Genomic DNA, 478 nt, shown 5'->3' with positions numbered 1-478 from the left:
GAATATGACTATGTTTCGACCTTCATGGCAGAGCGGTTCTACGATCACAGCACCTTCGATCCGGCGGACATCGCGATCTACGCGAAAGCAATGGCTCTTCCTGGCCGCACGCGCGGCGGCATGGAATGGTATCGCAGCCTCGCTGCCGACCATGCGGCCGCGCTCGAGTACAAGAAGCAGCCGCTCGAGATACCGGTGCTTGGCTTGGGTGGGGACCAGCGCTTCGGTGCGCAGATGGTCCCCATGCTCAAGGAGTTCGCCACCAATGTGACGGGCGGCTCGATCGCCCGGTGCAGCCACTATGTCGCGGACGAGCGGCCGGACGAAGTCGCCGCCGCTCTGATCGATTTCCTCAAGACCAATTGAAACTAGGCGCCCGCGCCGTCGTGGGCCGGGCGGATCGCCTAAATAAGAATGGAGACTGTCATGACCGCACCCGTCATTCGCGGCGTCAATCATATCGGCATCACGGTGCCTG

The 478-nt window shown here is 61.7% G+C and carries 1 protein-coding gene; it reads left to right on the top strand.

Going from position 1 to position 478, the window contains the following annotated elements:
• Positions 1-366, top strand: a 366-nt coding sequence (locus EOA27_RS39780) for an alpha/beta hydrolase (protein WP_145970961.1), incomplete at its 5' end; no start/stop codon positions are given.
• Between the last annotated feature and the right edge of the window lie 112 nt (positions 367-478).

The organism is Mesorhizobium sp. M2A.F.Ca.ET.037.01.1.1 (assembly GCF_003998075.1).
In the GTDB taxonomy this organism is placed as follows: domain Bacteria; phylum Pseudomonadota; class Alphaproteobacteria; order Rhizobiales; family Rhizobiaceae; genus Mesorhizobium.
Note: the sequence above shows the minus strand (reverse complement) of the source record. Positions and strands in the feature narration are given on the sequence as shown.